We start from the raw sequence: 21,441 nt of genomic DNA, 5'->3' as shown, positions 1-21,441 counted from the left end.
GGTGCTCTCGGCTCATTTCTCACGGAACGTCTTGGCGAGCGTGTTGAGCAGCGGCCCGACCAGATATTCGAGCACGGTGCGCTCTCCCGTGGAGATGATGACGTCGGCCTGCATGCCCGGCAGAATCTTCTCGGCGATCTCGGGCGGGATGGTCGAATAGTCGATCACGACCCGCGCCGAGTAGTAGCTCTGCTTGTTCGCCTCGTCCGACATCGCATCCGCCGAGACGCTCGAGACCTTGCCGAAGATCGTCGGTGTCGTGCGCGAGGAGAAATTGGAGAAGCGCACCTCGGCCCTCTGGCCGATGGCGACGCTCTCGATGTCGCGCGGCGAGACGTGCGCCATCACGTCGACGCCTTCGCCGACCGGGACGATCTCGGCGAGCGTATCGCCGGGCTTCACGACGGCGCCCACGGTGTGGACTTTCATGTTCATGACGATGCCGTCGCGCTCGGCGCGGATGTCGACCCGGCGCAGCACGTCCTCGGCGATGACGAGCTTCTCGCGCAGGTCCGACAGCTTGGCACGGGTGCCGTCGAGCTGCTGGCCGACTTCGGTCAGATATTTCTGCAGCGTCTGATCGATCTGCAGGCGCGTCTGCGCCGCCGTCTGCGTCAGCCGCGCCACGTCGGCCTGCGCCTGGCCGAGATCGCCTTCGACGCGGGCGCGCTCGCGTTCCAGTTCGAGGAACTTGTTGCGCGGATAGTAGCCTGCGGCGACCGCCGGGCGCACATTGTTCATCTGCGTCTCGAAGCTTGCGAGCTGCGCGGAGAGCGCGGCGCGCTGGCGGTCGCGGCCGGCGAGCTCCTGCTGCTGCTGGGCGATCTGGGAATTGAGGATGTTGATCTGGCTGATCAGGCCATTGCGGCGCTCGATGAACAGCCGCTGCTGGTCGGCGATGGCAAGCGCCGCCTCCGGCACGTTCTGGCGGTTGAGCAGCGCGTCGGGAAACGTGATCATCCGCGCATTGCCGCGCTCGGCGAGCAGGCGCGCTTCCTCGGCGAGTGCAGCATCCATCTGCTTGCGCAGGAGATCCGTGTTGGCCTGGGCCTCGGTCGGCTGCAACCGGAACAGCAGGTCGCCGCGATGCACGGCGTGAGTCTCCTTGGCCAGGATGTCCCGGATGATTCCGCCTTCACGGTGCTGAACCACCTTGTGATCGCCGGAGACGGACACGGTGCCCGGTGCGATCGCCGCGCGATCGAGGGGGGCGTAGGCGGCCCATACGCCGAAGCCGCCGAACACCAGCGCCACCGAGAGATAGCCGAGCAGAGCGTAGCGGCTGAAATCGGCCTTGACCGGCTGCGGCCGGTCGGCCGGTTCGAAGAAGCCGTGATCCTGCACCGCTGACATCGACATGCTGCGTCCCCGCTTGTCCACGGGCAGGAGCATCGTCGATGCGCGGCTACGGGACTGTGCGGAAGGTCACGCGCCGGAGGTCGGCGGCGAGAGCCGCATCAAACGAGATCAGCTACTTCTTCTTCGGCCCGAAGCGCGGCACGCATTTCGTGGTGCGGACAATACCGGTTTCGGCCATCTTGGACCCGGAGACCTCCTTCACCTGGCCGGCGGGGCAGGTGCCGTCATCGACCAGCACGCGCTGGCCAAGCCGGAGATCGGTGACGTCCTGCTCGCGCCCGACATATTGCGCCTGCGCGGGTGCGGCAACCAAAAGCAAGAGACCGAGGACGCCGAGAGGGCGGGCTGCGACATTCGCGAACGAGGAGATTTGAGAACGCATCACTTTCCTTCGATCTTCAGGCCGTTGGGCCCGATATTGATCTGGACACCCTCCGGCTGCTTCTTGGCCTGATAGAAATTGTAGCCGAGCACGATGATCGCCGCGCTGAGAATGCCGAGGAGGAAATAAAGGATATTGCGGTGATCCGACATGCCAAATTCCAAAGTATGTTGCGGTCATTTTCGTATGCGCGAATGTACGGGCGGCCTTGCGATTCTGAAAGCAGCGGCGAATCCGGTGCAACTCTGCATGAGATTGTGATTTGCTGCAGTCATCGGCAATTGGAACCTCGACAGGCATGATCACCCAGGACATTACGCAGCGCATCGTCGACGCCGTCGATGCCGACTTCGACCGGCAGCTTGCGACCACGAGCGACTTCGTCGCCATCCCCTCGACCCGCGGCGCCGAAGGGCCGTGCCAGGACATGTTCAGCGATCTCCTGCGCTCGCGCGGCTACGAGGTCGACGACTGGCACATCGATCTGGACGATCTCAAGGAGATGCGCGGCTACGGCCCGATCGAGCACGATTTCTCGAGAGCACGCAGCGTGGTCGGAACCTACCGGCCGGCGACGTCGGCCGGGCGGTCGCTGATCCTGCAGGGGCATTGCGACGTGGTGCCGGCCGGTCCGCTCGACATGTGGGAGACGCCGCCGTTCTCGCCGGTGATCCGCGACGGCCGGATGTATGGCCGCGGCGCCTGCGATATGAAGTCCGGCACCATCGGCGCGCTCTATGCGCTCGATGCCATCAAGGCTGCCGGCTTCAAGCCGACGGCGCGCATTCACATCCAATCCGTCATCGAGGAGGAGAGCACCGGCGTCGGCGCGCTGTCGACCCTGCAGCGCGGCTACCGCGCGGATGCCTGCTTCATCCCGGAGCCGACCAGCGGCAAGATGGTGCGTTCGCAGGTGGGCGTGATCTGGTTCCGCCTGAAGGTGCGCGGCTTCCCGGCGCATGTGTTCGAGGCCGGCGTCGGCGCCAATGCGATCCAGGCGAGCTATCATCTGATCCATGCGTTGGAGAAGCTCGAGGCGGACTGGAACAAGCGCGCCAAGAGCGACCGTCATTTCAAGACGCTCAATCATCCGATCAACTTCAATCCGGGCATCATCAAAGGCGGCGACTGGGCCTCGAGCGTGCCGGCCTGGTGCGACGTCGATTGCCGCATCGCCATCCTGCCGGGCTGGTCGGTCAAGGACTGCCAGAACGAGATCCTCGCCTGCGTCGCCGCGGCTTCGCGCGATCACCGCTTTCTCTCCAACAACCCGCCAGTGGTCGAGTGGTCTGGCTTTCTGTCCGAGGGCTACGAGTTGACCAATTCGGCTGAGCCGGAGGCGGCGTTCGGCAAGGCCTTCACCGCCGTGTACGGCGGCGAGGTCCAGGATCTCGTCTTCACGGCGCTCACGGATACCCGCTTCTACGGGCTCAACTACAACATCCCCAGTCTCTGCTTCGGCGCGACCGGCGCCGCGATGCACGGCTTCAACGAATATGTCGAGCTCGACTCGCTGCGCCGGGCCACCAAGACCATGGCGTTGTTCATCGCGGAGTGGTGCGGGGTCGAGAAGGCCTGAGCGGCGGTACGATCGGACTGAAGCAATGACCTTTCAGGTCATTGCTTCGGGTTCGAAGCCCGGCGCATCCAGATGCGGCGCTCGACTCGCGGAGACGGGTCGTCCGATCAAACGGGGGAGGGAAGGCATGACGCCACTCGACAAGATCAATGCGATGAAGATGCCGTTCGCGGACCTGAAGGGTGTCACCTTCACCGAGGCCAGTGCCGATCGCGTCGTGGCGCAGATGCAGGTGCGGCCGGATCTCTGCACCCTGCATCACACCATCCATGGCGGCGCGGTCATGGCGCTTGCGGATTCGGTCGGCGCGGCCGCGACCGTGATCAACCTGCCGCAGGATGCCAAGGGCACCACGACGATCGAGAGCAAGACCAACTTCATCGGCGGCGCCAAGGAGGGGACTGTGGTGACGGCAACCGCCACGCCCGTGCATCGCGGCCGCCGCACCCAGGTATGGCAGACCCGGGTGGAAACCGAGGACGGGCGTCTGGTCGCGATCGTGACCCAGACTCAGCTCGTGCTGTGATGATTCGTACACAAACGAATCGTTAACTCACGCCATCCTTGCATGGCCGCATGTTCTCTCCGTAGAGCATGGGGCTTGAAATGAATGTTGCGATGCACAATATAGCTCCTGTCTAGGGAAAGACGTCTGTGCGAGGGCTCTCGAGAGGAGTCTCAGGCAGTGTCACAGGTAGATACTTTTCGTCCCCGGCCGGGCTTCGGCTATGTGCGGACGCTCAGCCAGCACGAGGAACTGCCGTTGCTGCGCGATCATCTGTTGCGGCTCGATGCGGAAAGCCGGCACGATCGATTCAACGGCTTCCTCGATGACAGTTTCATCGAGCGCTACGCGGCCCGCTGTGCGGCCGACGGCACGATCGTCGTCGCCTACATGGAAAACGGCCTGGTGCGCGGCGCCGCCGAGTTGCATCCGCCGGAGCAGTCCGAGGACGGGCTTCCGGAGATTGCGTTCAGCGTGGAGGCTTGCGTGCGTCGCCGTGGGGTCGGCAGCCTGCTATTCCAGCGCGTGATCTCGGAGGCGCGGTGGAAGGGCTATCGCAAGCTTCGCGTGACGACCGGATCGCAGAACCATGCGATGCGGGCGCTGGCAGCCAAGTTCGGTGCGCATCTGGCGTTCCGTCACGGCGAATCGACCGGCACGATCGATCTGACCGAGCAGCCCCAGGATGAGCTGGCGAAGCTCGTGATCGAAGCACCGATCGCGGCAGCGCGGGCGTTCTTCACCCTCAATCGCGCCTGCTGGAAGCTCGTGACCCGGATGTACGGCGACAAGCGCGCCGCCTGAGCCGAGCCGTTGCTGCGACGACAAAGGCGCGACAGCGATCACCGCTGCCGCGCCTTTTCGTTTGATTGCATTGGCCGATGCGCCCCGGAGGGCGGCGTTCAGGTGCCGGTGCGCTTGTCGAAATTGAAGCGGCGCACGGTACGGCGCTCGACCACGACGGCACGCTGCTGCGTGCCCTGATCGGCCGTGATGACGCGCGTGTTGGTGCGCGCGGCAACGCGGACTGCCTTCTTGACCTCGGGGAGCACCTGCTCGAGCGGCAGACCCATCAGCGCCGACGCGATCTCGGCCTGGGCCTGGACGTCGTCGGTGATCCCTGACGCAGCGAAGATCGCCTCCTCCAGAGTCGGGGGATCACGCCTGACGCGACGCGGACCGTACTTGGTGTTCCAATCTTCGCTCATGGGGGCCTCGTGAATCGTCCCGGATACCTAGAAGCAGGATTGTTGCATTGCAATATATATTCCGCGAGGCAGCCCAGCTATGCGTTCACCATGTCGCGATCGGGCAACGCTGCCTGCGTCATGTGGATATCCTGGGGCCAGCGGTGCAAGGCCGCGAGCCCGGCTTTCGTGAGGACATAGACGCCGCGCTCGGCGCGGTCGAACCAGCCATAGACGTTACGCTGCAAGATCTTCGGCGCATCCGGAATGTCCGCGCGGAGGTCGCGGACGCGTCTCGGCCCGTCCGACAGCGCCGAAGCGCAGGCCAGCGCCTGCTGCCGATAGGCCGTCATGATGGGTGCGCGGGTCGAGCCGCCCGCGACGGGGTCGCCCTTGCGCCGCTGATGCTCGATCACAAGACGCGAACGCTTCTTGGGATTCTTGCGCGGCGCGGTGGTGGGCGGCTGCACCAGCACTTCGATGTCTCCGGCTGAGGTCACGGTCAGCATGCCGAAGCCGAGCCGGCGGCACAGATTGCGATAGCGTGCGTCGCTCTCGCGGCCCTTGCCGCGTGCTGACAGCTTCGCCGCGATCCAGACCTCGTCGCAGGCACCGGCCCGGTCGACCGCCTGCAGCAGCAGTTCCAAGTTGAAGACCTGCTTCAGCTCGCAGACGACCACCACCGGCGGGTCGTCGCCCTTGAGCGCCACCACGTCACAGCCGCCGACTTCCCCTTTGACCGAGAAGCCGAGGTTTTCGAGGAAGCGTTTGACGGGAAGGTAGAGCGCGGTTTCCAAGGGGCCGTCCGATGTGTGCGACTCAGAGCGCGCGCGAGTCTAGCCCGCCGAGTCCCGTGATGTCAGCGCCAAGTCGGGGTGGCCGGCTGGCTTCGCTACACCCGGCCGATAACCGGTATCAGTGCGCCGGTCACACCGCTCGCGGCGTCGCTGGCTAGAAACAGAATGACCTCTGCGAGTTCCTGCGGCGTCACCCATTTGTCGAAATCGGCCTTGGGCATGCTGGCGCGGTTGGCCGGCGTATCGATCGTCGACGGCAGGACGGCGTTGACGGTGATCTTGCCCTTCCATTCGGCCGCGAGCGCTTCCGTCAGGCGATGCACTCCCGACTTGGAGGCCGCATAGGGGCCCATGCCGGCACTGGCCTGGAGCGCGCCCATGGCGCCGATGTTGACGATGCGGCCCGTGCTGGAGCGGACGAGATGCGGTATAGCCGCGCGCGATGCGTGCAGCGCGGTCATCAGGTTTCGCGCATGCATCGTCTCCCAGACGGAATCGTCGCCATCGGCGGTCGTCTCGAACGCGAACGCGCCGGCGATGTTGATCAGCGCATCCAGAGTGCCGAAGTGGGCGGCGACGGAGTCGATCGCGACCTTTGCCTGCTCGGGGTCGGAGAGATCGACGCCTCCGAGCTCGATGCGGTCGTCACTCGCCGGGATTTCGGCCTGGGCATGGTCGATCCCGGCCACATGTGCGCCCCGTGCGAGCGCGAGATCGGCCACGCTGCGCCCGAGCGCCCCTTGCGCACCCGTTATGACAATCACTGCCCCGTTCATTCCGTCCCTGGTCTCCGTTGACGCGCCCCACAGCGCCGCTTGCTATACTATGATCCTGCCGATGAGTTGCAATGGCCGGGCGGCCGGGGCATGGAATTGCAATCAGAAGGCGTGGTTCGTCAGAGGTGACCATGACCGCGACAGGCTCTCTCGAATTTCCTAACGTCCCCACCAGTTTTTCTCGTCCGATCAGACGTTTCAGACAGAGTCTGGATGCGCAGCGCAAGACCCGGATCGTGGCGCTGGGCTCATCTTCCACCGCGGGCACCAACGGAATTATCGCTTTCCCGGCCCGGATCGAGCAGTCGCTGCGCAAGGCCAATTTCGGCTGCATGATCGACGTCCTCAATCGAGGTGTGGGCGGACAGGAATCCCCGGACCAGCTCTCGCGCTTCGAATGCGACGTGATTGCGGAGCAGCCCTCGCTCGTCATCTGGCAGGTCGGCACCAACGCCGCCTACAGACCCGAGGTCTACAGTCCCGATGACGTCGAGGCAGCGCTGCGCGTCGGCGTTCGATGGCTGGCGGCGCTGGCCATCGACGTCATCGTGATCGACCTGCAATACACGGCTGCGATCGTGACGGTGCCGAACAGGCTGGCGCGTGCCGAGGACATTCAGCGACGGATCGAGAAGGTCACGTCTGCGGCCAACGTCAACCTCTTCGGGCGCTGGAATTTGATGAAGAGCTGGTATGAGGCCGGCCAGATTCCGTTGTCGGCGCTCGACGACGGGCACGGTGACCGCTTGCATGTGAGCGAAGCCGCCACCGCGAAGATCAGCGACGTTTTGGCCAGCGCCATCCTGACGGCGCCGGTTGCGCTGGCCTGATCGATAAAATTTGCCGGACTTTCGTAAGTGGATTGCCAGCGCAGCCCGCTAGCCTGTCGCTATGCCGCTTGAGGGGCGTTGGAGCTTTGACATGATGAGACATCTGCCGGACCATGGTTTACCGCTGGTGCAACTGAAGGAGCAGCGGCGGGATCTGGTGGTCGCCCTGCAGAACCGGGCAGGTCCGGTGACCGGTTGGGAATTGATGCAGATCGCGGCGGTTCAGCAGGCGATTTCCGCATTCGAGGAGGTGATTGCCGATCTCGACGCGATGGAAGCCGCCGAGACAGCCGATATCGAAGCGGCCTGATCGGGCTCAAGCGTATTCGCGCCACACCGACTTACGGCGTGAGATAGCGCTCCTGTAACGTCTTCCGCGCTGCGTCGTCGATGCCGAGACCGTCGCGCAGGTAGGTGTCGACGTCGCCGAAGTCATCACGCATGGCGTCGAACGCAGCTGCGAGGAACGACGCCTGGACCATCCCGATCGTCTGGACGACATCAGCGGGAAGATCTGGGTGAGCCGCGGTCTCGCGACGATAGAGCTGGTTCGTGAGCAGGTAATCTTCCAGGATGACGTCATCCGCAACGTCGAGCGCGTGTAGGACCAGCGCGCAGGCCACGCCGGTGCGGTCCTTGCCGGCCGTGCAATGGATCACCAACGGGACGTCCTCATTGAGAACATGCTGGAACAGCGCGCGGAAGCGCGGCGTGTAGTTGCGGATGTAGTTGCGGTAGGACTCGCGCATCAGCTCCAAGGCATGGTCGGTCGTGAGCTGTCCTCTTGTCGCCAGGGCCCGCAGCGCCGGCACGACACTCGGCTCGATCGGCTCGGAGTGCACGGTGATCTCTGCGATCGTGCAGAGGCCGGCCGCGCGCTCGTTGCGACCGCGTAAATCGAACGCTGCGCGAATGCCGAGCTCCCGCAGGACCGCGACGTCGGGCTCGGTCAGCTGTCCGAGATGGTTCGACCGAAACAGCCGCCGCCATCGCACGTGCTGGCCATCCCTGCTGGGATATCCGCCGAGATCTCTGAAGTTGCTGGCGCCGTGAAGGCCGAGATGGCGAAGTGGATAGGCGGACATCGTCTTGTTCTAGGGGACGCGGGCTTCGATGTGAAACGCCGTTTCATCGACGGACGCGATGCCGCAGGCACAGCCCTTCGACAGGACAGGGAAGACCATGAAACGGGTCACGACGGCGGCTTGTTTGACCCGGCAGGTCGAGTCCGCCGGCGACCGTCAGCAGCGGCGAGAGACATGCAGACGGCAGCGCAAGAAAAAGGGCCGGAACCTTGTCGGTCCGACCCTTCAGCAAAGGCGTGATGGCGTCACGGTACGGTCTGACATCAGCGATCCCACGCCGGCTTGGCTTCCTGGATCGCCTCGTCATGATACCAGCTGCCGCTGTAGATCGTCGGCTGGATCGACGGCGCGATCAGCGGCGCGGGCGATGATCCGGATTGGCGGGGCGCAAGACCCGCTCGCCCTCCGCGCGGAAATTGGTAGATCCTGGCGGATCCCTCGTCCACATTTGTGTCCATTCCTCAGTCTCCTTCCAGCGGGCCACACATCAGGTTGCGCCCGACTCGTTCTCTTGTGGTGACCAGTCTCGATATCAGTGCTGCCCGGAGGGAATGCAACATGATCAAAACGAAATCACATGTTGCGCGTTTTGCAGGCAGTTTTTCTTGTGCTCCCTCCGCAGCAACGCGCCGCTGACCAACACTTGGGCTGGACCAAAGGTTGCGAAGTGGAGCTCAAGTCTTTTCGAAAATGTCCGGGAGGTGCTGACGGCTTGCTCGGCCTCTCTTGCGCATCGCCGCAAATGCTAAGGAATCAAGCGGGTTTTCGACAGGCTCTTTTCTCCGCCATGCGCTCCGTGCAATCCCGGTCGCGCTGCTTTGCCGCACCCCTGGCGTGCAAAATCCGCCGCCGGCTCCGCCCCGATTGGTCTCCGTCCATGCGACGGGACGTCGCGGGATTTGGCACGTTCCATGCTTAAGAGTGCGCTGGCCGATCGTGGCCGGGTAAGCGGGGAGCCTTCGATTGCTGGGCTCCCACCTTTCGATAAGACAGAGAGGCTCAATGACGAAATACAAGCTCGAGTACATCTGGCTCGACGGCTACAAGCCGGTGCCGAATTTGCGCGGCAAGACACAGATCAAGGAATTTTCCTCTTTTCCGACCCTGGAACAGCTGCCTCTTTGGGGCTTCGACGGCTCGTCGACGATGCAGGCCGAAGGCCATAGCTCCGACTGCGTGTTGAAGCCGGTTGCCGTGTATCCCGACGCCGCCCGCACCAACGGTGTGCTGGTGATGTGCGAAGTGATGATGCCGGACGGCAAGACCCCGCATCCGTCGAACGCCCGCGCCACCATCCTGGACGATCCAGACGCGTGGTTCGGCTTTGAGCAGGAGTACTTCTTCTATAAGGACGGCCGTCCGCTCGGCTTCCCGGAATACGGCTATCCGGCCCCGCAGGGCCCGTACTACACCGGCGTCGGCTTCAAGAACGTCGGCGACGTCGCCCGCAAGATCGTCGAAGAGCATCTCGACCTCTGCCTCGCGGCCGGCATCAACCACGAAGGCATCAACGCCGAGGTGGCGAAGGGCCAGTGGGAATTCCAGGTGTTCGGCAAGGGCTCGCGCACGGCTGCCGACCAGATGTGGATGGCCCGCTACCTGATGCTGCGCCTGACCGAAAAGTACGGCATCGACATCGAGTTCCACTGCAAGCCGCTCGGCGACACCGACTGGAACGGTTCGGGCATGCATTGCAACTTCTCGACCAAGTACATGCGCGAAGTCGGCGGCAAGGAGTATTTCGAGAAGCTGATGGACGCCTTCAAGGAAGCTCGTGCCGACCACATCGCGGTGTACGGTCCGGACAACCACATGCGCCTGACCGGCAAGCACGAGACCGCCTCGATCGACACCTTCAGCTGGGGTGTGGCCGACCGCGGCGCCTCGATTCGCGTGCCGCATTCCTTCGTGAACAACGCCTACAAGGGCTATCTGGAAGACCGCCGTCCGAACTCCCAGGGCGACCCCTACCAGATCGCGTCTCAGGTCCTGAAGACGATCGCGATGGTTCCGACCGGCGCGAAAGCCGCAGCCTAAGACGCCGAACACAACACCCCGGGGCCGGGGGCTGATATGATGATCCGCCGAGGCAGCCGCTTCGGCGGATCATTCGTCTGGCGGGCTCGAACGATCGGAGGCGGCCTCGGCCTTGATCAATCGCAAGTCCGGCTTCGATCGCAGCGGTATGTCTTTCCGCAGCGGTTTGTTTGGAAGCGGGGTGTGGAATGAGCTATCGCAAGTGGGTTTCAGGCGTTCTGGTCGCCTGTTCGGCCATCTCCCTGGCTGCAGCGCAGTCGCAGTCGAATGCAGAACAATATCTGCCGCGGCTCGGCGACATCATGAATCTGATTCAGGTCAGACACGCGAAGCTCTGGTTCGCGGGACAGTCGAAGAATTGGGATCTCGCGTCCTATGAGCTTGCCCAGTTGAGGCAGAGCCTGACTGACGCTGCGGTCTTCTATTCGGGCCTGCCGGTGGACAACGTCACCACGCTCGGCCAGCCGATCCAGTCGATCTCGGACGCCATCGCTACCAAGGATGGCAAGCGCTTCGCTTCCGCCGTGACCGAATTGACGTCGGGATGCAACGCATGCCACGCGTCGATGGATCGGGGCTACGTCGCGATCCGCATTCCGACCGACAAGCCGTTCGGCAACCAGGATTTTCGGCCTCAAGGCCGCTGACCGGCTCCGCTCGAGGCGTGAGTTGCGCTGCAAAATTGCGCCTTCCACCGGCGGCGCGCATCGACTAAGAGCGGCGGCAACCTGTCCACCGCCTGAGCCCTCATGATCCGCCTCGATAACGTCTCCAAGCAAGTCGGCCACCAGATTCTCTTCATCGAAGCCTCCGCCGCCCTTCAGCGCGGCGAGAAGATCGGCTTGGTCGGTCCGAACGGGGCCGGCAAGACGACGCTGTTCCGGATGATCTCAGGCCGCGAGCAGCCCGACGAGGGACAGGTCTCGATCGATCGCGGCGTCTCGATCGGCTATTTCAACCAGGATGTCGGCGAGATGTCCGGTCGCAGCGCGGTGGCAGAGGTCATGGACGGCGCCGGGCCGGTGTCGTCGGTGGCGGCCGAGCTCAAGGAGCTCGAGGCCGGCATGGCCGATCCGGACCGTGCCGACGAGATGGACGACATCATCGCGCGCTATGGCGAGGTGCTGGCGCGGTTCGAGGAGCTCGACGGCTACGCGCTCGACAGCCGCGCCCGCGAGGCGCTGGCTGGCCTCGGCTTCTCCGAGGAGATGATGGACAAGGACGTCGGCCTGTTGTCCGGCGGCTGGAAGATGCGCGTCGCGCTGGCGCGCATTCTCCTGATGCGGCCCGACGTGATGCTGCTCGACGAGCCGTCCAACCATCTCGATCTCGAGAGCCTGATCTGGCTGGAGCATTTCCTCAAGGGCTACGAGGGCGCGCTGCTGATGACCTCGCACGACCGCGAGTTCATCAACCGGATCATCAACAAGGTGATCGAGATCGACGCCGGCCAGCTCACGACCTATTCCGGCGACTACGACTTCTATGAGCAGCAGCGGGCGCTGAACGAGAAGCAGCAGCAGGCGCAATATGAGCGCCAGCAGGCGATGCTCGCCAAGGAGATCAAGTTCATCGAGCGTTTCAAGGCGCGGGCCTCGCACGCGGCGCAGGTGCAGAGCAGGGTCAAGAAGCTCGACAAGATCGAGCGGGTCGAGCCGCCGAAGCGGCGCCAGACCGTGGCGTTCGACTTTCTGCCCGCGCCGCGCTCGGGCGAGGATGTGGTGGCGCTGAAGAACGTGTCCAAGAGCTATGGCAGCCGCCGCATCTACGACGGGCTGGACTTCATGATCCGGCGCCGCGAGCGCTGGTGCGTGATGGGCGTCAACGGCGCCGGCAAGTCGACTTTGCTGAAGCTGGTTGCCGGCACCGCCGAGCCCGATGACGGCTCGGTGGCGATCGGCGGCAGCGTCAAGATGGGCTACTTCGCCCAGCATGCGATGGACCTGCTGGACGGCGACGAAACCGTGTTCGAGTCGCTCGAGCATTCGTTTCCGCAAGCTGGTCAAGGCTCTTTGCGGGCGCTGGCCGGCTGCTTCGGCTTCTCCGGCGACGACGTCGAGAAAAGATGTCGGGTGCTGTCGGGGGGCGAGAAGGCGCGGCTGGTGATGGCGAAGATGCTCTACGATCCGCCGAACTTCCTGGTGCTGGACGAGCCGACCAACCATCTGGACATGGCGACCAAGGAGATGCTGATCGCGGCCCTGTCGAGCTTCGAGGGCACCATGCTGTTCGTCTCGCACGACCGCCATTTCCTCGCCGCGCTCTCCAACCGCGTGCTCGAGCTGACCACTGACGGTCTCCATCAGTATGGCGGCGGCTATACCGAGTATGTCGCCCGCAGCGGCCACGAAGCGCCGGGCCTGCGCAGCTGACGACGCGGCCATACTCGTCGCTCGTGCTCTGCTTGCGCTTTGTTCGCATCATCCCCGACTAGCTCATCTGGACGTGGGTGAAGACGTACAGGAACAGCGCGCCGATCGCGATCAGGAAGATGCCGACCCAGAGCGGCGCCGCGACGCCGCTCTTGTTTGTGGGATCGAGCACGGCCGTCTCGGGTTGTATCGGATCGTAGTAGACGGTGACGTCGGTGTTGACCGGATATTGGGCGGCGACGGCTTCAGCGCTCGACCTGTCGGAATGCAGCGCGGTCCAGCCCCAGTTCCAATGCGTGCTGTGGAAAGAGCGACCATTCACCGTGTAGCTGTATTCGATCGTGACCCGGAAACGCTCCTCTTCCGTTTCTCGTCCGCGATCGTCCTCACGTCGTGTGATCTCCATCGTCACGCCGGAGCGCGTGATGCGCCCCGGCGCAGTCGGCCAGGAGCGGCTCGCCAGGCGCTCCTGCCGCAGCTTCCAATAGGAGGCGAGTGCGACGGCTCCGAAGCCGAACAGGGCGAACGGCATCAGGAAGGCGAACAACGGCACGCCAGCCTCGGTCGTGAGCACCTTGCCGGCGAGCGAATGCGCCACCAACACGGCGGTCACGGCCGACAGCACGACGAACAGCGCCACAAGCGCCGCCGTGCCGCTGGCATTGGTGGGCTCGAGCACCGATTGCGAGGGGCGTTTCGGATCGTAAAAAACGCGAACCTTCGCGCCTTGCGGATATTTGCCGGCGATCTCGTCGGCTTGCAGGCGCGTGACGCGGCTCGGGCTGCCGAAACGGATGCGGCGACCTTCGTAGCTCTTGCCCAACACCTCGTAACGGTAGCGGATGTCAGGCTTGGCATCGGTGTCATCTGCGGACCGATGCGTCGCCGCGACAGACACCGCCGAGGCCACGATCTCCCCCTCGACGACCGGCCAGTCGCGGCCGCCGCTGGTCTTCTTGCGCTGAAGCCAGAGTCCGTAGCCGGAATTGAGGGCGAGAAAGCCGAAGATGCCGGCGGCGACACGGGTCCAGAGCAGGGCGGATGCGGTGAGCATGATGATCTCGCATGGGCCCGCCAGGGCGGGCGACATGCAGTGGTGTCCTGCGGGTTCCCCTCGGTTCAACAGTGTGCCGGTCCTACGACGCGGGGAGGCGAGCACCTCGATGTCGAACGGCTTGGACCCCGCCGGCATGGCTTGCCCCGCCAAGCATCATGGCGGGGCGCCAGTGTCGTCAGCCGCCAGCGCGTCAGCCGCCGGCCTCGCACTTCTTCATGAAGCTGGTCTTGGCCGCGCCGGAGAGCTTCTTGCCGTCGGAGCCGACCGCCTTGGTTTCGCAGGTCTCGGCCATGCACTTCTTCATGAACGAGGTCTTGGCGGCGCCGGCCAGCACTTTGCCGTCCTTGCCCACGGCCTTGGTCTCACAGCTATCTTGGGCGAAGGCAGATCCGGCGGCGAAGGTCGCGAGCGCGGCAATCAGGAAAAACTTCTTCATGAGTGTGTCTCCTTGGGACAAACAACGCGGCGGATGGGAGCCGCAAATCTTGGCGCGATCAAGTTTCCTGTTCGGGCTTGTCACCCGAAATCCGGCCGCACGGCAGAGCTGGTTCATTGCCGTGTCGGCCGTATGAGGCCGAGATGCGCGTCTGCGGTAACCGTGTGCTCATGCGGTGCGGTGCTGCAGAAACGCGAGCGTCGCCGGGTCCCGCGCACCGTCGCAATAGCGATCGAGCGCCCGAGCGAAGATCCCGTTCGGGCTGATCGAATCGAACAGCGTCATGCAGGAGCGGAATTTGGCATCGTCCGGAACACCCAGAATGTCGCGCAGCGACTTGCCCTGCACCGCGAGCACCAGACGGGTGCATTCGAGCAGTCGCGGGCCGAGCAGGGGATGCGTCAGATAGGCCTCGGCCTCGGCACGGGAGCGGATCGCGTAGCGCTGGGCCATGGCGGAGTGGCCGAGCCCTTCGACCTGCGGAAACACGAACCACATCCAGTGGCTTTGCTTGGCGCCGGCCGCAAGTTCGGCGGTCACACGCGAATAAATCGAATTCTGTGCGTCGACAAATCGGCCGAGAGCATCACAATCCGCCTTCATTGGCTGCTCCAAATATTTGAATGATAAAGGTAATTTCTTGTTCTGGGAAGACATGGCGGCGCCAGGGCGGGCCCGATCCCCCTGGGGCGCCGTGGCACTCCGGGCTGGCGTTTGTCTAGATTATGCCGCACTCTTGCCATCCTATGTCATGACGGGTCGAATCGTACCCCTTGGGGTCGGGCACCTTTCCCGGGTGGTCCGAAAAAGGGGGTATATCGGGGACGTGATGGCTTCCAGTGAAGCAAGCGTAGACGTTCTGTTGTCGCAAGGCCGCTTCGGGCGCTCCGAAGCGATCGCATTCGTGCTTGCAGCACTTGCGATCGCGGCGGGCGCGGCTGCATGGGTCGGCGCCCACAGCGAGGAGACGTCGCTTGCGACCGCGGCGCTGCCGGCCGCCGGCGCGCCGTCCATCACCTTCGAGACACGTTTCGCGCCGGCCTCTGCCTCGGCCACGGCCTATTCGGAAAAAGACGCGATTCGCGCGCTCGACCGTTTCGCCCTTCGCGGCGCGATCGACCGCCAACTGCTCGATGCCCGGGCCGCGCTGGTCAAGGGCATGGAAGCGCGCGATTCGGGCGGACGCGACCCCAGCAACAGCGATTGGCGGCCGATGCTGACGGAGGGCAATACCGTCACGATGCCTGCACCGGGCGTGCCGCTGCCGCGACCGCGCCCGTCCGTCGCCAACCTGCCGACCAGCCTGGTTTCGGCCAGTGCGCCTGAAGCCGTCGGACGCGTCGACGATCGCTCCATCCTGCAGAAGCTGTCCGACCTGTTGCCGAGCCCGACCAAGTTCGCCTCGCTCGGTCCGGATAGCGGCATCGTGCGCTCCGGGATCGATCTCGGCGCGCTCGGCTATGACAAGACCGCCGTGTACGACATCAAGGCCAGGATGGTGTATCTGCCGTCCGGCATCGGGCTCGAGGCCCATTCCGGCATGGGCAGCCTGCGCGACGACCCAGAGCACGTCAATCAGCGCATGGTTGGCGCGACCCCACCCGCCACCTATGACCTGAAGCCGCGCGAAAAACCGTTTCACGGCGTGCGCGCCCTGCGCATGAACGTGGTGGAAGGATCGACCCTGGGCCGGAGCGGATTGCTGACCCACCCCTATATGCTGGGTCCGGAGGGTGATTCGAACGGCTGCGTCTCGATCAAGAATTACGATCGCTTCCTGAAGGCGTATGATGACGGCGAGTTCAACCGACTCGTTGTCGTCGTCGGGCTTGAGGCTGGCACCCCGACGCGGACCGCGCAAAAGACCGAGTGACGTTTTGTTGCTGGGCCTCGGCGCGACCTCGGCGGTGACGCCCGTCGCATCTTCCGGAAGGTCCCCATGATTGATCCCGCAAACTCGGAAACGCGTCTGCGTACCACCTTCAACATCAAGGTGAACGGCAAGCCAGTCGTGATTTCGACGGTCGGGCAGGCCCATCAGTTCCTCACCAGCCTCAATGCCGTCGAGTGGATGGAGTTCAAGTCGCTGCACGACCAGGCCATGGCCGCGCTGCAGGCCGCGGCCGACAACGCGATCATGACGGTGCAGGCCACCAACGCCGTGCGCACGCTGTTCGTGAGCGCGAAGCTGTTGTGATGCAGACGATGACGCGTTTGAGACAACGACCTCGCGCGGCCTTCCTGGCTGAGAATTCCTGCTCGGCGTCATCGCCCGGCTCGACCGGGCGATCCAGTATTCCGGGACGGCAGTGATCGACCGAAAGGCCGCGGCGTACTGGATGCCCCGCCTGCGCGGGGCATGACAGCCGTGGGATGGGCCATGACCTCGCTCCATCGTCATGCCGGGGCGCGCGTAGCGCGAGCCCGGCATCCATAATCCAGAGCGGGCATGTGAGGCATGCTGGTCACTCCATCTCGTTTCATAAGTTCTGCTGCGGCATATGGATCCGGACTCGCGCTCCGCGCGCCCCGGAGTGATGACGTGTGTGTCGAGGCGCCTCGCGAACAAGAGCCTCCCACCATCCGCCATCATCCACCCATGATCTCGCGATCTCGCGACGCATCCTGCGTCCGAGTGATTCCATTCGTCTTGCCCTCCGCACGGCAGAGGGCGCGGGGAATGCCGGGATGCTGGCCGCAACCCATGGCCCGCCTGCAGAAAAAAAGCAGGCGGCAGTGACCACAGGTTCAACCGGGCAACCGGCATTCCCCGCGCGATGATCTTAACGGCTGCTTCGCGCGCTCCCCGGTGCGCCGGGCTTTCTGGTCACCGTGCACGACAACGCGCTTTGGGCGCGCCACCGTGGGGGCATCAGCGTCGGGATGCCAGGACCACGCGACTTGACCGTACGCGACATCAGCGTTCGTCGGCGCAAAGATGCGCTGCGCTGCCATCGCGTCCACCGCTCCTCCCGCTCCACGTCCGTGACGACCGCGATACGCCCCTCTTGCGAGCGAGAGATGGCACGACAAAAGCACTGAATCCGATTTAGGAAAAGCGGAATATTTCTGACGATGGGACTGGACAGGCCAAATCAGCTTGATGGGCCTGCTGAAAATCGCTTCTGCGCGCATCGCTCTTCTCGTCGATTCAGCCTCTGGAGCGACGCCGTCAGATGGAAATGCCGCTTGATTTGCCCGGCGGGCAGCCGGTTTCTTCGTTGCGATGATCGTTGTTCGACCGAGAGCCGCGATGCGAGCGTATTTGTTAGTCGCCCGGCGCAGGCCAATCGCGCAAGGAAGCCGCGCCATCCAAGGACGCAAGATCGTGGCGCAAGGTCTGCGGCTGGCTTGATCTTTGATGCGGCGGTCGCTGTGGCTACGGTCGACACCGCTGGCCGATCGCATGCGCATACCGCGGTGCACGCGCGGGGCCGTCCAACATCATTGCGCGTCAATGGATCGGCGAGGCCCAGGTCGAGCTGCCGCTGGAGCGGTTCTACGAAGGCGGCGAATGACTCTCGCTGATGCTGCGGCGCGGCGGCAGTATCAGTCGGCCATCTCGGCGGCGTCGAGCGCGATCTCCTCGCGCTCGGCCTTCTCGGCTGTCGGAGCGTTGGCGGTCTCGGCCGTTTCGAAATCGTCCTCGGCGATCTCCTGGACCACGGCCTCCTGGACCTCGGCCGTCTCGACCTGCTCGGCGGCGAGTTCGGCGGCTACGATGGCCTCCGGCTCGGCGTCGTCATTGGCCGGCGTCGAGAACAGGTTGGGGGCTGGGATGGTGGTGGGCACCACCGGTCGCTGCTTGGCCTTGTACCAGGACGAGAATTTCTGCGAGATGCCAGCTTCGAACTCGGCGAGCGGCAGGCTGTTGCCGTCCTCGTCGGTGATGACGACCTGCCAGCCTTCCGCCTCCATCACCTGTGCGTTGGCGAGAACGATGAGGGCGCTTTCGCGCTGCTTGCGGATTGTCTGCTGCTCCCGCTCAGCCACCATCGTGTACGCCATGAACCTGACTCCCACACCTAAACTCGGGACACGTGATGGTCCGAAGCACCATCAGCACGCCGCCACTACGCCGTGAGAGTGTGAGCGCGGCTGGGCCGGATTGCGTTCGCCTAATGACAATTTGGCGGCGTCTCACGGGTTCCGGCAGCGCAAAAGGAGTCGAAGATGCAACAGGCCGCAAAATTGTGGTGCAGGAACGAGAGCGCTTGTTGAAGGCGCGCCGCGACGTGTCATCATTTGATTCTGCGGCGGCAACTGCTTCGCGACATCAGCGAAAGCAGCGGGTGAACCGGACAAACAGCGGGCGAATTGGGGACGGCGATGCGAACTCATCTGTTCAGGATGCGGAATTGGAATGTGGCAATGGCAGGGCTTGCGCTGGCGATGGTCGCCAACCCGCGCGCGGGCCATGCCTTCACGGAGGACGACCAGCGGCGGCTGTGCACCGGCGACGTGTTCCGGCTGTGCTCGTCGGAGATTCCCGATCGCGACCGCATCATTGCCTGCATGATGAAGCAGCGCGCCAGCCTCAGCGACGGTTGCCGCAGCGTGTTCGGCCGGCCATCCGAGCGCTCCGCTTCGGCCACGGTGACGCGCTGAGCGTGCCAAGCCTCGTTTCCGCCAACCACGCGCCGCCGGTCGATCGATCCGCGGCGTGACCATAGTGACCTCGATGGCAATGCGGCGTGGTAGTCTGGCGCGGATCGTCCGGCCAGGAGTTGACGCGCCATGAGCTTCCGCATCCTCGTCCTCTACGGCTCCTATCGCTCCGACCGGATGGGCATCCGGCTCGCGCAATTCGTCGTGGACGGGTTGCGCGCCAGGGACCAGGACGTCGAGCTGATCGACGCCAGGGCGGTCGGCCTCCCGATGCTCGACCGCATGTACAAGGAATATCCGCCCGGCCAGGCACCAGCGGCCATGGCCGAGCTTGCGGCCAATATCCGTGCCGCCGACGGCTTCGTGTTCGTCACCGGCGAATATAATTGGGGCGTGCAGCCGGGACTGAAGAACCTCACCGACCACTTTCTCGAGGAATGGTTCTGGCGTCCGGCGGCGATCGCGAGCTATTCCGCCGGCCGGCTCTCCGGGGCACGCGCCGCCACCGCGTGGCACGGCACGTTGTCGGAGATGGGGATGGTGGTGGTGTCGAGCACGCTTGCCGTCGGCCCGATCGGTCAGGCGCTATCTGCCGACGGCAAGCCGACCGGCGATTCCGGCCAGACGCTGGAACGCGCGTTTCCGCGCTTTGCCGACGATCTGTTGTGGTGGGTCGAGGCGGGCAGGGAGCAGCGGGCGCGCAGGGCGCCGCCCTACTGAGCGCGGCACCAGCGCAGGCCGGAGCGCAAGCGCTCCGGCTCTCGTGCCAAGTCCGCTAACCACACGTCCGCGAACCAAGTCCGCTAACGTTGTTCCGCGCTGCCGGCCCCGTTGGTGACCGCGCGCTGACGCGCCGCCGGCGCGCTTGCGCCCTGGCCCTGACAGGGCCGCTCCATCCATGTCCCGTCGGGAGCCTGCTGGTAGGCGCGGCACGGCAGGGACGATGTGGCCTGATCATCCGGTTTGGGCGTCTGGGAGCTTTTCGCCAGTGCGGGGGCGGCCGTCGCGACGAGGGCTGCCAGCGAACCGACGGAGATCATTTGGCTGATCCGCATCTTGGGGGTTCTCCTGCTCGAAGCACTGCCGATTCAAAGTCGAATTGTGGAAACTTTTTGACAAATGGCGGGCTGCCATGGCCGCAGGCTTAAGGATCGTTTGCGACGCGGCTTGCCACGTTAAGACGTCCGCGGAGGTCGCTCCCGCGAGTGTGGCTTTCTCTGGGCTGGCGTTGCGCCGATGCTGACGGTAAGAGCGGCATGACGCGCGCAAGCGCCCTCGTGACCGCGATGCGGCGCTCCGCCCGGAGCGCCTCGTGCGGTCAACGGACGCCGCCAAGGCAGCCGGTGCTCCGACATCAGCCGCGCGACAGACGGATCGTGGCGGTTCCCGCTTGAGGGCGGGGAGGGGGATCGCGCAGGCTGAGAACTGTGCGAGCATGACGAGACCTCGATTGCCCTCCCTGATCGCGCTGCGTGCCTTCGAGGCCGTCGGCCGCAAGGGCAGCGTGCGCGCCGCAGGCGACGAGCTCGCCGTCAGCCACACCGTGGTCTCGCGTCATCTGCAGAATCTGCAACGCAGCCTGGGCGTGGCGCTGGTGCGTGCCGAGGGGCGGGGCCTCGCGCTGACCGAGGCCGGGCGCCAGTTTCATGCCGAGGTCAGCCAGGCCTTCGACATCATCGCCCGCGCGACAATTTCGGTGCGTCCCGCAGCGCGTCCGACCCTGAACATCTGGTGCATTCCAGGCCTCGCCAATCGCCGCCTGCTGGCGCGGCTGCCCGAGCTGAGCGGCCCGCCGCGCAACTGGGACATCAATCTGCAGCCGACGCTGGCGCACCCCGACCTGCAGCGCGGCGAAGCGGATGCGGAGATCGTCTATGCCGAGGCGATCGACCGGGGCGGCGGCGTGGTCGCCGAGGAGCTGGTGCGCCCACGCGTATTCCCTGTCGCGAGCCCGGCCTATCTGGCGCGATTCCCGGCGATCGCGACGCTCGCCGGTCTCGCCAGGGCCTCGCTGATCCACGAGGAGTCCACCGCGCAATGGGAGCAATGGTTCGAGCTGGCGGGGTATCGGGAGCCCGTCACGTTGCGCGGGCAGCGGCTGTGGCACGCGCATCTCGCCATCGAAGCCGCCCGCTTCGGCCAGGGCGTCGCGCTCGCCAACGAGGTGCTGGTCGCCGATGATCTGCGCAGCGGTGCGCTGGTCGAGGTGATCCCCTCGGCACTCCACATGGGAGCCTATCAGCTCGTCGCGCTCCGGGAGCGCTGGGACGAGCCCGCGATCGTGGCGCTGCGGGCGTGGCTGAAGAAGGTGCTCGCCGCGTAGCCGCGCGCTCATCCCGCTGGGTCTGGTGCATTGCAGGCACTTGTCATCGGGAACAAGCTGATTGATCGCGACGGCTCTCGGCGTAGCCTTCTGCTCGATTTTTCCCAC

General features: G+C 64.7%; 26 protein-coding genes. 13 read left to right on the top strand and 13 right to left on the bottom strand.

Features of this window, described 5'->3' with window-relative positions:
• Positions 1 to 12 precede the first annotated feature (12 nt).
• The 3 genes from QX132_RS01395 to QX132_RS01385 all read right to left on the bottom strand — a co-directional run bounded on the left by QX132_RS01395 (position 13) and on the right by QX132_RS01385 (position 1,893).
• Entirely contained in the window at positions 13 to 1,359 is a 1,347-nt protein-coding gene (locus QX132_RS01395) for an HlyD family type I secretion periplasmic adaptor subunit (protein WP_315774578.1), read from the bottom strand.
• A 112-nt stretch (positions 1,360 to 1,471) separates the two neighbouring features.
• On the bottom strand, positions 1,472 to 1,741 hold the full coding sequence (locus QX132_RS01390) for a DUF6719 family protein (RefSeq protein ID WP_315772245.1): 270 nt from the start codon (positions 1,739 to 1,741) through the stop codon (positions 1,472 to 1,474).
• On the bottom strand, positions 1,741 to 1,893 hold the full coding sequence (locus tag QX132_RS01385) for a hypothetical protein (protein WP_315712328.1): 153 nt from the start codon (positions 1,891 to 1,893) through the stop codon (positions 1,741 to 1,743). Before QX132_RS01385 ends, QX132_RS01390 begins: the two co-directional genes overlap by 1 nt.
• A 146-nt stretch (positions 1,894 to 2,039) precedes the next feature.
• Here QX132_RS01385 and QX132_RS01380 point away from each other — a divergent pair, with 146 nt between their 5' ends.
• The 3 genes from QX132_RS01380 (at position 2,040) to QX132_RS01370 (ending at position 4,629) form a co-directional block, all read left to right on the top strand.
• On the top strand, positions 2,040 to 3,320 hold the full coding sequence (locus QX132_RS01380) for an ArgE/DapE family deacylase (RefSeq protein ID WP_315741122.1): 1,281 nt from the start codon (positions 2,040 to 2,042) through the stop codon (positions 3,318 to 3,320).
• Positions 3,321 to 3,447: 127 nt separating this feature from the next.
• Positions 3,448 to 3,846, top strand: a complete 399-nt coding sequence (locus tag QX132_RS01375) for a PaaI family thioesterase (protein ID WP_315741123.1) — start codon at positions 3,448 to 3,450, stop codon at positions 3,844 to 3,846.
• A 126-nt stretch (positions 3,847 to 3,972) separates the two neighbouring features.
• The gene (locus QX132_RS01370) at positions 3,973 to 4,629 is read left to right on the top strand and encodes an N-acetyltransferase family protein (protein WP_409998061.1); all 657 of its coding nucleotides are present in this window, start codon (positions 3,973 to 3,975) and stop codon (positions 4,627 to 4,629) included.
• Between the two features lie 98 nt (positions 4,630 to 4,727).
• Here the strand turns inward: QX132_RS01370 and QX132_RS01365 are convergent, their stop codons facing one another.
• From QX132_RS01365 to QX132_RS01355, 3 genes are all read right to left on the bottom strand, one after another.
• Positions 4,728 to 5,033, bottom strand: coding sequence for a hypothetical protein (locus QX132_RS01365; protein WP_172109527.1), 306 nt, complete (start codon positions 5,031 to 5,033; stop codon positions 4,728 to 4,730).
• Positions 5,034 to 5,110: 77 nt separating this feature from the next.
• Complete coding sequence (locus QX132_RS01360) at positions 5,111 to 5,809, bottom strand: DUF2161 domain-containing phosphodiesterase (RefSeq protein ID WP_315774580.1); 699 nt, start codon at positions 5,807 to 5,809, stop codon at positions 5,111 to 5,113.
• A 95-nt stretch (positions 5,810 to 5,904) separates the two neighbouring features.
• Positions 5,905 to 6,585, bottom strand: coding sequence for an SDR family oxidoreductase (locus tag QX132_RS01355; RefSeq protein WP_315755694.1), 681 nt, complete (start codon positions 6,583 to 6,585; stop codon positions 5,905 to 5,907).
• Between the two features lie 131 nt (positions 6,586 to 6,716).
• Between QX132_RS01355 and QX132_RS01350 the strand changes: the two genes are divergently transcribed.
• Both QX132_RS01350 and QX132_RS01345 read left to right on the top strand, forming a co-directional pair.
• Positions 6,717 to 7,415 carry an SGNH/GDSL hydrolase family protein gene (locus QX132_RS01350; protein WP_316160001.1) on the top strand — a complete coding sequence of 233 codons (699 nt, stop codon included), beginning with the start codon at positions 6,717 to 6,719 and terminating at the stop codon, positions 7,413 to 7,415.
• 91 nt (positions 7,416 to 7,506) lie between these two features.
• Positions 7,507 to 7,725, top strand: coding sequence for a hypothetical protein (locus QX132_RS01345; RefSeq protein WP_012044361.1), 219 nt, complete (start codon positions 7,507 to 7,509; stop codon positions 7,723 to 7,725).
• 31 nt (positions 7,726 to 7,756) lie between these two features.
• On the opposite strand, the gene QX132_RS01340 is transcribed toward QX132_RS01345, so the two are convergent.
• Together QX132_RS01340 and QX132_RS01335 are read right to left on the bottom strand one after the other, a co-directional pair.
• On the bottom strand, positions 7,757 to 8,500 hold the full coding sequence (locus tag QX132_RS01340) for a tyrosine-protein phosphatase (RefSeq protein WP_316159898.1): 744 nt from the start codon (positions 8,498 to 8,500) through the stop codon (positions 7,757 to 7,759).
• Between the two features lie 263 nt (positions 8,501 to 8,763).
• Positions 8,764 to 8,958, bottom strand: a complete 195-nt coding sequence (locus tag QX132_RS01335; protein ID WP_315741128.1) for a DUF2735 domain-containing protein — start codon at positions 8,956 to 8,958, stop codon at positions 8,764 to 8,766.
• Positions 8,959 to 9,502: 544 nt separating this feature from the next.
• On the opposite strand from QX132_RS01335, the gene QX132_RS01330 reads away from it, so the two are divergent.
• From QX132_RS01330 to QX132_RS01320, 3 genes are all read left to right on the top strand, one after another.
• On the top strand, positions 9,503 to 10,537 hold the full coding sequence (locus QX132_RS01330) for a glutamine synthetase beta-grasp domain-containing protein (RefSeq protein WP_315712320.1): 1,035 nt from the start codon (positions 9,503 to 9,505) through the stop codon (positions 10,535 to 10,537).
• A gap of 188 nt (positions 10,538 to 10,725) precedes the next feature.
• Complete coding sequence (locus QX132_RS01325) at positions 10,726 to 11,184, top strand: hypothetical protein (protein WP_315780638.1); 459 nt, start codon at positions 10,726 to 10,728, stop codon at positions 11,182 to 11,184.
• Between the two features lie 102 nt (positions 11,185 to 11,286).
• Positions 11,287 to 12,909 carry an ABC-F family ATP-binding cassette domain-containing protein gene (locus QX132_RS01320; RefSeq protein ID WP_316159897.1) on the top strand — a complete coding sequence of 541 codons (1,623 nt, stop codon included), beginning with the start codon at positions 11,287 to 11,289 and terminating at the stop codon, positions 12,907 to 12,909.
• A gap of 58 nt (positions 12,910 to 12,967) precedes the next feature.
• Here QX132_RS01320 and QX132_RS01315 read toward each other — a convergent pair whose 3' ends face one another.
• The 3 genes from QX132_RS01315 to QX132_RS01305 all read right to left on the bottom strand — a co-directional run bounded on the left by QX132_RS01315 (position 12,968) and on the right by QX132_RS01305 (position 15,005).
• Complete coding sequence (locus tag QX132_RS01315; protein ID WP_316159896.1) at positions 12,968 to 13,963, bottom strand: DUF3592 domain-containing protein; 996 nt, start codon at positions 13,961 to 13,963, stop codon at positions 12,968 to 12,970.
• 193 nt (positions 13,964 to 14,156) lie between these two features.
• Positions 14,157 to 14,402: a hypothetical protein gene (locus QX132_RS01310; RefSeq protein ID WP_315741131.1), complete on the bottom strand. Its 246-nt coding sequence runs from the start codon at positions 14,400 to 14,402 to the stop codon at positions 14,157 to 14,159.
• A 168-nt stretch (positions 14,403 to 14,570) separates the two neighbouring features.
• Positions 14,571 to 15,005 carry a DUF1810 domain-containing protein gene (locus QX132_RS01305; RefSeq protein WP_315741132.1) on the bottom strand — a complete coding sequence of 145 codons (435 nt, stop codon included), beginning with the start codon at positions 15,003 to 15,005 and terminating at the stop codon, positions 14,571 to 14,573.
• A gap of 226 nt (positions 15,006 to 15,231) precedes the next feature.
• Here QX132_RS01305 and QX132_RS01300 point away from each other — a divergent pair, with 226 nt between their 5' ends.
• Positions 15,232 to 16,275 carry a DUF2778 domain-containing protein gene (locus QX132_RS01300; protein WP_315798838.1) on the top strand — a complete coding sequence of 348 codons (1,044 nt, stop codon included), beginning with the start codon at positions 15,232 to 15,234 and terminating at the stop codon, positions 16,273 to 16,275.
• Between the two features lie 66 nt (positions 16,276 to 16,341).
• Positions 16,342 to 16,599: a hypothetical protein gene (locus tag QX132_RS01295; RefSeq protein ID WP_315712312.1), complete on the top strand. Its 258-nt coding sequence runs from the start codon at positions 16,342 to 16,344 to the stop codon at positions 16,597 to 16,599.
• Between the two features lie 1,352 nt (positions 16,600 to 17,951).
• Here QX132_RS01295 and QX132_RS01290 read toward each other — a convergent pair.
• A complete protein-coding gene (locus QX132_RS01290) occupies positions 17,952 to 18,410 on the bottom strand; it encodes a hypothetical protein (RefSeq protein WP_316159895.1) in 459 nt (152 codons plus the stop codon).
• A 363-nt stretch (positions 18,411 to 18,773) separates the two neighbouring features.
• On the opposite strand from QX132_RS01290, the gene QX132_RS01285 reads away from it, so the two are divergent.
• Both QX132_RS01285 and QX132_RS01280 read left to right on the top strand, forming a co-directional pair.
• Positions 18,774 to 19,010, top strand: a complete 237-nt coding sequence (locus QX132_RS01285; protein ID WP_316159894.1) for a hypothetical protein — start codon at positions 18,774 to 18,776, stop codon at positions 19,008 to 19,010.
• Between the two features lie 129 nt (positions 19,011 to 19,139).
• Positions 19,140 to 19,730 carry an NAD(P)H-dependent oxidoreductase gene (locus QX132_RS01280; RefSeq protein ID WP_316159893.1) on the top strand — a complete coding sequence of 197 codons (591 nt, stop codon included), beginning with the start codon at positions 19,140 to 19,142 and terminating at the stop codon, positions 19,728 to 19,730.
• A gap of 83 nt (positions 19,731 to 19,813) precedes the next feature.
• Here QX132_RS01280 and QX132_RS01275 read toward each other — a convergent pair whose 3' ends face one another.
• On the bottom strand, positions 19,814 to 20,065 hold the full coding sequence (locus tag QX132_RS01275) for a hypothetical protein (RefSeq protein WP_316159892.1): 252 nt from the start codon (positions 20,063 to 20,065) through the stop codon (positions 19,814 to 19,816).
• A gap of 380 nt (positions 20,066 to 20,445) precedes the next feature.
• Between QX132_RS01275 and QX132_RS01270 the strand changes: the two genes are divergently transcribed.
• Positions 20,446 to 21,333 (top strand): LysR substrate-binding domain-containing protein, encoded by an 888-nt coding sequence (locus QX132_RS01270; protein WP_315774587.1) that lies wholly within the window; start codon positions 20,446 to 20,448, stop codon positions 21,331 to 21,333.
• The last annotated feature ends 108 nt before the right edge of the window (positions 21,334 to 21,441 follow it).

Source organism: Bradyrhizobium sp. SZCCHNRI20481, assembly GCF_032485055.1.
Classification (GTDB): domain Bacteria; phylum Pseudomonadota; class Alphaproteobacteria; order Rhizobiales; family Xanthobacteraceae; genus Bradyrhizobium.
The sequence above is the reverse complement of the archived record's forward strand: the minus strand, read 5'-3'. Positions and strand labels throughout refer to the sequence as shown.

Bases quoted from the DNA above. Each gene is read 5' to 3' on its own strand.
- QX132_RS01395 (WP_315774578.1), bottom strand. From the start codon at position 1,359: ATGTCGATGTCAGCGGTGCAGGATCACGGCTTCTTCGAACCGGCCGAC.
- QX132_RS01390 (WP_315772245.1), bottom strand. From the start codon at position 1,741: ATGCGTTCTCAAATCTCCTCGTTCGCGAATGTCGCAGCCCGCCCTCTC.
- QX132_RS01385 (WP_315712328.1), bottom strand. From the start codon at position 1,893: ATGTCGGATCACCGCAATATCCTTTATTTCCTCCTCGGCATTCTCAGC.
- QX132_RS01380 (WP_315741122.1), top strand. From the start codon at position 2,040: ATGATCACCCAGGACATTACGCAGCGCATCGTCGACGCCGTCGATGCC.
- QX132_RS01375 (WP_315741123.1), top strand. From the start codon at position 3,448: ATGACGCCACTCGACAAGATCAATGCGATGAAGATGCCGTTCGCGGAC.
- QX132_RS01365 (WP_172109527.1), bottom strand. From the start codon at position 5,033: ATGAGCGAAGATTGGAACACCAAGTACGGTCCGCGTCGCGTCAGGCGT.
- QX132_RS01355 (WP_315755694.1), bottom strand. From the start codon at position 6,585: ATGAACGGGGCAGTGATTGTCATAACGGGTGCGCAAGGGGCGCTCGGG.
- QX132_RS01350 (WP_316160001.1), top strand. From the start codon at position 6,717: ATGACCGCGACAGGCTCTCTCGAATTTCCTAACGTCCCCACCAGTTTT.
- QX132_RS01345 (WP_012044361.1), top strand. From the start codon at position 7,507: ATGATGAGACATCTGCCGGACCATGGTTTACCGCTGGTGCAACTGAAG.
- QX132_RS01340 (WP_316159898.1), bottom strand. From the start codon at position 8,500: ATGTCCGCCTATCCACTTCGCCATCTCGGCCTTCACGGCGCCAGCAAC.
- QX132_RS01335 (WP_315741128.1), bottom strand. From the start codon at position 8,958: ATGGACACAAATGTGGACGAGGGATCCGCCAGGATCTACCAATTTCCG.
- QX132_RS01330 (WP_315712320.1), top strand. From the start codon at position 9,503: ATGACGAAATACAAGCTCGAGTACATCTGGCTCGACGGCTACAAGCCG.
- QX132_RS01325 (WP_315780638.1), top strand. From the start codon at position 10,726: ATGAGCTATCGCAAGTGGGTTTCAGGCGTTCTGGTCGCCTGTTCGGCC.
- QX132_RS01320 (WP_316159897.1), top strand. From the start codon at position 11,287: ATGATCCGCCTCGATAACGTCTCCAAGCAAGTCGGCCACCAGATTCTC.
- QX132_RS01315 (WP_316159896.1), bottom strand. From the start codon at position 13,963: ATGCTCACCGCATCCGCCCTGCTCTGGACCCGTGTCGCCGCCGGCATC.
- QX132_RS01310 (WP_315741131.1), bottom strand. From the start codon at position 14,402: ATGAAGAAGTTTTTCCTGATTGCCGCGCTCGCGACCTTCGCCGCCGGA.
- QX132_RS01305 (WP_315741132.1), bottom strand. From the start codon at position 15,005: ATGAAGGCGGATTGTGATGCTCTCGGCCGATTTGTCGACGCACAGAAT.
- QX132_RS01300 (WP_315798838.1), top strand. From the start codon at position 15,232: ATGGCTTCCAGTGAAGCAAGCGTAGACGTTCTGTTGTCGCAAGGCCGC.
- QX132_RS01295 (WP_315712312.1), top strand. From the start codon at position 16,342: ATGATTGATCCCGCAAACTCGGAAACGCGTCTGCGTACCACCTTCAAC.
- QX132_RS01290 (WP_316159895.1), bottom strand. From the start codon at position 18,410: ATGGCGTACACGATGGTGGCTGAGCGGGAGCAGCAGACAATCCGCAAG.
- QX132_RS01285 (WP_316159894.1), top strand. From the start codon at position 18,774: ATGGCAGGGCTTGCGCTGGCGATGGTCGCCAACCCGCGCGCGGGCCAT.
- QX132_RS01280 (WP_316159893.1), top strand. From the start codon at position 19,140: ATGAGCTTCCGCATCCTCGTCCTCTACGGCTCCTATCGCTCCGACCGG.
- QX132_RS01275 (WP_316159892.1), bottom strand. From the start codon at position 20,065: ATGCGGATCAGCCAAATGATCTCCGTCGGTTCGCTGGCAGCCCTCGTC.
- QX132_RS01270 (WP_315774587.1), top strand. From the start codon at position 20,446: ATGACGAGACCTCGATTGCCCTCCCTGATCGCGCTGCGTGCCTTCGAG.